This window comes from Yimella sp. RIT 621, from assembly GCF_004146205.1.
Lineage (GTDB): Bacteria > Actinomycetota > Actinomycetes > Actinomycetales > Dermatophilaceae > Yimella > Yimella lutea.
Genome location: NZ_SEIP01000019.1, coordinates 42,240 through 48,606 on the forward strand (window position 1 = coordinate 42,240; position 6,367 = coordinate 48,606).

Consider the following 6,367-nt stretch of genomic DNA (forward strand, 5'->3'; position numbering starts at 1 on the left):
CAGGAGCGTCGTGTCCACTCGCACCCTGCAACTCGGATGCACCTTCCGCTACTCCTCGCTGGCGCCCACCGCCGCCGTCTTCCAGGTGGCAGCGCAGCCGTCCGACACCGTGTCGATCAAGGACGAGAACTGGACGATCACCGACGACCTCCCGTTGCACCACTTCCGCGACGTGTACGACAACCCGTGCACCCGCCTCACCCTGCCGATCGGGGTCACGACACTCACCTACTCGGCCCTGGCCACAGTTCCGGACGCGTTCGACTCCTGGGACGAGGACGCCCCCGAGATGGCGCCCACCGACCTCCCGGACGACGTGCTGCTCTACACCCTGACCAGCCGCTACTGCTTGCCCGATCTGCTCGGCAACCAGGCGTGGAAGCGCTTCGGCACGATGAAGCCGGGCTACCAGCGGGTTGCAGCGATCAACACCTTCGTCAACCAGTGGCTGAGCTACACGACCGGCTCGACCACGAGCACCGCGACATCGGTCGACACCTTCGCCAGTGGCCAGGGCGTCTGCCGCGACTTCGCGCACCTGATGATCACTTTCTGCCGGGCGATGAACATCCCCGCGCGGTACGTGCATGGCTACATCAGCGAGATGGACGTCGAACCGACCGGACGTCCGTACGACTTCCACGCGTGGACTCAGGTGTGGCTCGGCGATCGTTGGTGGGACTTCGACCCGCGCTGGGACAGCCCACGCAAGGGACGCGTGATCATCGGTATCGGCCGCGATGCCGCCGACGTCGCGATGGTGACCACCTACGGAGCGCCCTGGATGCAGCTGATGACCGTCACCAGCAAGGAGGCCACCGAATGACCCGCCCCAGCGTGCTCGTCACCGGAGGCACCCGAGGGATCGGCGCCGCCGTGTGTGCCGCTCTCGCGCCCGACCATCACCTGATCATCGGCGGACGTGACCGAGATGCTGTCGAATCCGCCTGCGCCTCGTACGAGTCTGCTCAGCCCTTCATCTGCGACCTAGCCGACGAACAGTCGACGGCGGACGCCGTCGCCGCGCTGGGACTCGATCGTCTCGACGCCGTCGTGCACTCGGCAGGCGTCGCCGGCGGTCAACGCACCGAGGACTCCTCGCGTGACATCTGGCGAAGAATGTTCGAGCTCAACGTGATTGCGGTCTCCGACCTCACTCGCCTGCTGTTGCCGGCGCTACAGGCCGCTGAGGGCACGATCGTCACGATCAACTCCGGCTCGGGCCTGAAGGCGTCCGGCAAGGGCGGCCATTACCCGGCGACCAAGTTCGCCCTCACCGCGCTGACCGATGTTCTGCGCGAGGAGTTGCGCCCCGACGGCATCCGCGTCTGCTCCGTGCACCCCGGACGCGTCGACACCGACATGCAGCGCGAACTCGTCGCGTCCGAGAACCGGGCGTACGACCCGCTGGAGTTCCTGCGCCCGGAGTCGGTGGCCATCGCCGTCCGCACCGCGATCACCGCATCCCCGGACGCCACGTACGAGACCATCTCGATCCGTCCCGCGCCCGCGGCGACGAACCGGCGACCATCGTAAGGATTCCGGCGCGATTCGGACGGCCGCCGAGTCCGGCGGTAGTTCCGAGACCAGGAGCAGCTCGGCTGGCAGCCGTGCACCGCCTCGGCCCGTCACGCAAACACGCATCTGCTGCACCCAGGTCCGCCGCGGACGAGTCTCAGTGACGATGGCGTTCGGGCAGCGCGATAACTTGTCGTCGACGACACCGAGGGCGACCGACAGGGGCAGCACGTGACCACCGATGCGACCGATGGTTTTGTGCATGTTCGCGGTGCCAATGAGAACAACCTGCGCAATATCGATGTGGACATTCCTCGCGACGTGATGGTGGCGTTCACCGGGATCTCTGGGTCGGGGAAGTCGTCGCTGGCCTTCGGAACGCTGTACGCCGAGGCGCAGCGCCGCTACTTCGAGTCGGTCGCGCCCTACGCGCGCCGGCTGCTGCAGCAGGTCGGTGCCCCGCACGTCCAGGAGATCACCGGCCTGCCGCCTGCGGTCGCGCTTCAGCAGCGCCGGGGCACGGCCACCTCGCGCTCGTCGGTCGGCACCATCACCACGCTGTCCAACCTGCTGCGGATCCTCTACTCGCGGGCCGGCGATTACCCGGCTGGTGCCGATCACCTCGCGGCCGAGGCGTTCTCGCCCAACACCAGCGCGGGCGCGTGCCCGCGCTGCCACGGCCTGGGCGTCGTCCACGACGTCACCGAGGAGTTGCTTGTCCCGGACCCATCACTGAGCATCCGTGAAGGGGCGATCGCCGCCTGGCCGGGCGCGTGGCAGGGTGCCAACCTGCGCAGCATCGTGATGGGGCTCGGCATCGATGTCGACAAGCCGTGGCACAGTCTCAGGAAGCGGGACCGCGACTGGCTGCTGTTCACCGAAGAGCAGCCCTCGGTGCTCATCGAGCCTGAACCAGGTCGCGTCGACCACGGCTACTACGGCAAGTTCTGGAGCGCGCGCAGCCACGTCATGCACGTGCTGGCCGACTCCACGAGCGAGCGGATGCGCGAGCGGGCCATGCGGTTCGTGGAGGAAGCGCCCTGCCCGGACTGCCAGGGCAGTGGACTACGGCCCGAAGCCCTCGCGGTGACCTTCCTCGGGCGTTCCATCGCCGAGGTCAACGACCTGCCCTTCACAGCGCTGGTGACTCTGCTGCGTCCGGTCGCCGAGCGGCCCGCGGGTGCCGACGAGGTCGCGTCGCGGATCTGCACTGACCTGGTCGCGCGCGTCGAGGTGCTCCTAGATCTGGGCCTGGGTTACCTGAGCCTGGGACGGAGCTCGACGACGCTGTCGCCTGGAGAGGCGCAGCGCCTGCGGATCGCCACGCAGCTGCGTTCGGGTCTGTTCGGGGTCGTCTACGTCCTGGACGAGCCCTTCGCCGGACTGCACCCGGCCGACGCAGAGCCCCTGCTGGATGTCCTGGACCGCCTCAAGGCGTCTGGCAACACGCTGTTCGTCGTGGAGCACGACCTCGACGTCGTACGACGAGCAGATTGGGTCGTCGACATCGGCCCGGGTGCGGGCGAGGCCGGAGGTCGGGTGCTTCACAGCGGCCCTGTCGCGGACCTCGAAGAGGTTACGGATTCGGTCACCAGCGCCTACCTGTTCGGTCGCTCTGAGCGGCTTGTGCACGATGCGCGGGCCCCGCAGGGCTGGCTGCGACTGACCGGCGTACATCGCCACAACCTGCGCGACGTGTCTGTCGACATCCCGCTGTGCGTGCTGACCGCCGTCACCGGGGTGTCCGGGTCCGGCAAGTCGACCCTGGTCACCCAGGTCCTGGCCGAGGACCCGACTGCTCGTGAGTCGTTCGACCGACTGGTATTGGTCGACCAGCGCCCGATCGGCCGGACGCCGCGGTCCAACCTCGCGACATACACGGGGATGTTCGACGCCGTGCGGAAGCTGTACGCCGCCACGGACGCGGCCCGGGCTCGTGGCTACGGCGCCGGCCGCTTCTCCTTCAACGTCGCCGGGGGCCGGTGCGAGACCTGTCAGGGCGAGGGGTTCGTCTCCGTCGAGCTGCTCTTTCTGCCTGGCACCTACGCTCCCTGCCCGACGTGCCACGGCGATCGCTACAACCCCGAGACGCTCCAGATCACCTATCGCGACAAGAACATCGCGGAGGTCCTCGCCCTGTCCGTCGACGATGCCGCGAGATTCCTCGCCGACGTGCCGACCGTTGCACGCAGCCTTCGGACGCTGCGCGAGGTGGGCTTGGGATATCTGCGACTGGGACAGCCTGCGACCGAACTGAGCGGTGGTGAGGCGCAACGCATCAAGCTCGCTACCGAGCTCCAGCGGGCGCACCGAGGCCACACTCTCTACCTGCTCGACGAACCCACCTCAGGACTGCACCCCGCCGACACCGCGCTGCTGCTGCGCCAGCTGCACCAGCTCGTCGACGCCGGCAACACGGTGGTTCTCGTCGAGCACGACCTCGACGTGATCGCCACAGCCGACTGGGTCATCGACCTCGGCCCGGGCGGAGGAGACGCCGGCGGTCGAGTCGTCGCGACCGGGACGCCGGCCGACATCGTGCAGGCCGACGGGAGCGTGACCGCGCCCTACCTCGCGCGGCGGCTCGAGCGGACATGAGCTGGCTGCGGTCGCCGCTGCGCACGTCGAAAAGGATGACGACATTGACCGTCTACCTCGCTTGGACCTCGGAAGACCTGGCCGACCTAGCCGACCTGGAGGGGCCGTGGCATGAAGCGATGCTTATTGCCCCGGGACTTATCGCCGTGAACAGCACTGAATCGCTGTCAGCCGTCTATCACGCCATCAAGTGGTCCCTGCGACGTGAGGCTTCGCTCATCGTGGTCCCGGTGCACCAGATGCCCAAGTCGCGGGGCATGGCCGCCGGAACGACTACCTGGTTGCGTGAGCGGACCGCGAGGCATCCGACGGCGAGTGAGCATGCCTGACTTCATCTGAACGATCGCCACTGCGTTGACGGAGCCATACCGAACTCCTCACCAGGCGCCAGTCTCCCAACGCGGCCCGTGTCACCCGCCCGTGGCCCCGGCGATCGCGAGGTCGTGGGACCTGTGGAAGAAGGTCGCCCGCAAGGACCCGGCATTCGGCCGCCCGGAGGTCTTCTGCAGCAGCATTCCCGAGACGAAGTGGGAGTCGGCGACGGTCACGACCCTCGATGAGCGGATCCCCGAGCACATCCGCCGATCTGCGGCCGTGACCCCCTCTCCGGCCGCACCGTGACCGGCGGGATCGTCACGGCGCGCGACTCCTCGTGGCTCCTGTCGTGGACGGTCAACCGTCAGCCACAGTTCAAGGCCCAGGTCCCCGGTCAGGTCGTCGTCTGGGTCTACGCCCTCTTCAGCGACGTCCCCGGCGACTACGTGAAGAAGTCGATCCAGGAGTGCACGGGCGAGGAGATCGTCCAGGAGTGGCTCTACCACATGGGTGTCCCCGTCGAGGAGATCCCCGAGCTGGCGGCCGACGGCGCGACCTGCGTGCCCGTCATGATGCCCTACGTCACGAGCTTCTTCATGCCGCGCAAGGCCGGCGACCGCCCCGACGTCGTCCCCGAGGGGGCGCAGAACTTCGCCTTCATCGGCCAGTTCGCCGAGACGAGCCGGGACTGCATCTTCACGACCGAGTACTCCGTCCGCACCGGGATGGAGGCGGCCTATTCGCTAGTCGGCATCGAGCGAGCCGTCCGCGAGGTGTGGGGGTCGACCTACGACGTGCGGGCGCTCCTCGACGCCTCTGCCCGACTCCGCGGCGGCTACCCGATCAAGGTCCCTGGCCCCGGGCGGGTGCGCTCCACGCTCGTCGACCGGCTCGACGACAACCAGATCGGACGCCTCCTCGAGCAGGCCGGGCTCCTGCGCGGCTGAGCGCCAGGCGCCGGCCGTGCGGCCCGCCTCGATGGCGACTCGCCGGGCGAGCCGGTGCTCACGCCGGATCTCGGCCTCGCGCTCCCGACGCCGGTCCTCCTCGCTCTCGGTGGGCAGCGTGGGGACCAGCCGGGAGTGGCCAGCCCCTTCGACCGCGACGAAGACGAAGTACGCCGAGGCCGCGTTGCCCCGGACGGGGAACCGACCTATCTGGTTGTTGAGCTGAAGCAGTGGACGGACGCGAGGCTGTTCGAGGACAGCGACTGCGTCGTCAGCGTGCCTGGCTACTCGCGCCCTGTAAGCCACCCCGTTGACCAAGGGCGCGGTTACTGCGAACACCTCACCGACTTCGCCATGAGCCTCCGTGGCAACGAGGGTCGCGTGCGCGGAATCGCCTACTTGCACAACGCAACCGATGCCGGGGTGCGCGATTTGTTCGCGAAGCCGCAGGACGAGTTCAGGCGGCTCGTCACGGGTCAGCGACGGGGCGCGTTCAGGGAGCCGTTGCGCACCACGTTCGCCGGTGCAAGCGGCGCGGAAGCTGCCGACCAACTCACCGGCAGTCGGGTCGCACCGTCCAACCACCTCATGGCTCTCGCAGCTGAGGAGGTGCAGCACCGCGAACAGTTCGTGCTGCTCGACGAGCAACTCAATGCGTACAACTACGTGCTGCACTGCGTCAACGACGCTCGTCGCCGCAACACCAAGACGGCGGTGATCCTGTTTGGAAACCCCAGGGCGACCCGATCATCGCGACATCACGCCGCACAGCGAAAAGATCCTCGGAGCTAACTCCGAGGATCTGTTCGATGCCGCTTCACTCCACGATGACCCTCAGGTCGCCAGTTGGAGTAAAACGGCTTTGGTAGCGGGGGCAGGATTTGAACCTGCGACCTCCGGGTTATGAGCCCGGCGAGCTACCGAGCTGCTCCACCCCGCGTCGGTATGTCCATAACCATAAATCACCGGTTCGCCGTTCACCAAATCGA

Annotated in this window: 5 protein-coding genes, 1 tRNA gene and 1 pseudogene; 6 read left to right on the plus strand and 1 reads right to left on the minus strand. The window is 67.7% G+C overall.

Translation table 11 applies throughout. The annotated features are described in order from the left end of the window. The first annotated feature begins 10 nt into the window (after positions 1-10). From EU513_RS14725 to EU513_RS14750, 6 genes and pseudogenes are all read left to right on the plus strand, one after another. A complete protein-coding gene (locus tag EU513_RS14725) occupies positions 11-826 on the plus strand; it encodes a transglutaminase family protein (protein WP_129627360.1) in 816 nt (271 codons plus the stop codon). Further along, positions 823-1,536, plus strand: coding sequence for an SDR family oxidoreductase (locus tag EU513_RS14730; protein ID WP_129627363.1), 714 nt, complete (start codon positions 823-825; stop codon positions 1,534-1,536). Before EU513_RS14725 ends, EU513_RS14730 begins: the two co-directional genes overlap by 4 nt. A gap of 213 nt (positions 1,537-1,749) precedes the next feature. After that, complete coding sequence (uvrA, locus tag EU513_RS14735; protein ID WP_129627366.1) at positions 1,750-4,116, plus strand: excinuclease ABC subunit UvrA; 2,367 nt, start codon at positions 1,750-1,752, stop codon at positions 4,114-4,116. Beyond that, a complete protein-coding gene (locus EU513_RS14740; RefSeq protein WP_205744808.1) occupies positions 4,113-4,445 on the plus strand; it encodes a hypothetical protein in 333 nt (110 codons plus the stop codon). The genes uvrA and EU513_RS14740 overlap by 4 nt, the downstream gene beginning before the upstream one ends. A gap of 106 nt (positions 4,446-4,551) precedes the next feature. Then, a pseudogene (locus tag EU513_RS14745) lies at positions 4,552-5,378 on the plus strand (oleate hydratase); the annotation flags it as partial. A gap of 54 nt (positions 5,379-5,432) precedes the next feature. Beyond that, positions 5,433-6,170: a hypothetical protein gene (locus tag EU513_RS14750; RefSeq protein WP_129627370.1), complete on the plus strand. Its 738-nt coding sequence runs from the start codon at positions 5,433-5,435 to the stop codon at positions 6,168-6,170. A 71-nt stretch (positions 6,171-6,241) separates the two neighbouring features. On the opposite strand, the gene EU513_RS14755 is transcribed toward EU513_RS14750, so the two are convergent. Then, a tRNA-Met gene (locus EU513_RS14755) sits at positions 6,242-6,318 on the minus strand. Positions 6,319-6,367 lie beyond the last annotated feature (49 nt).

What these genes read in the sequence shown, in the direction of transcription:
- EU513_RS14730 (WP_129627363.1), top strand. Translation starts at nt 823, where the DNA reads ATGACCCGCCCCAGCGTGCTCGTCACCGGAGGCACCCGAGGGATCGGC.
- EU513_RS14740 (WP_205744808.1), top strand. Translation starts at nt 4,113, where the DNA reads ATGAGCTGGCTGCGGTCGCCGCTGCGCACGTCGAAAAGGATGACGACA.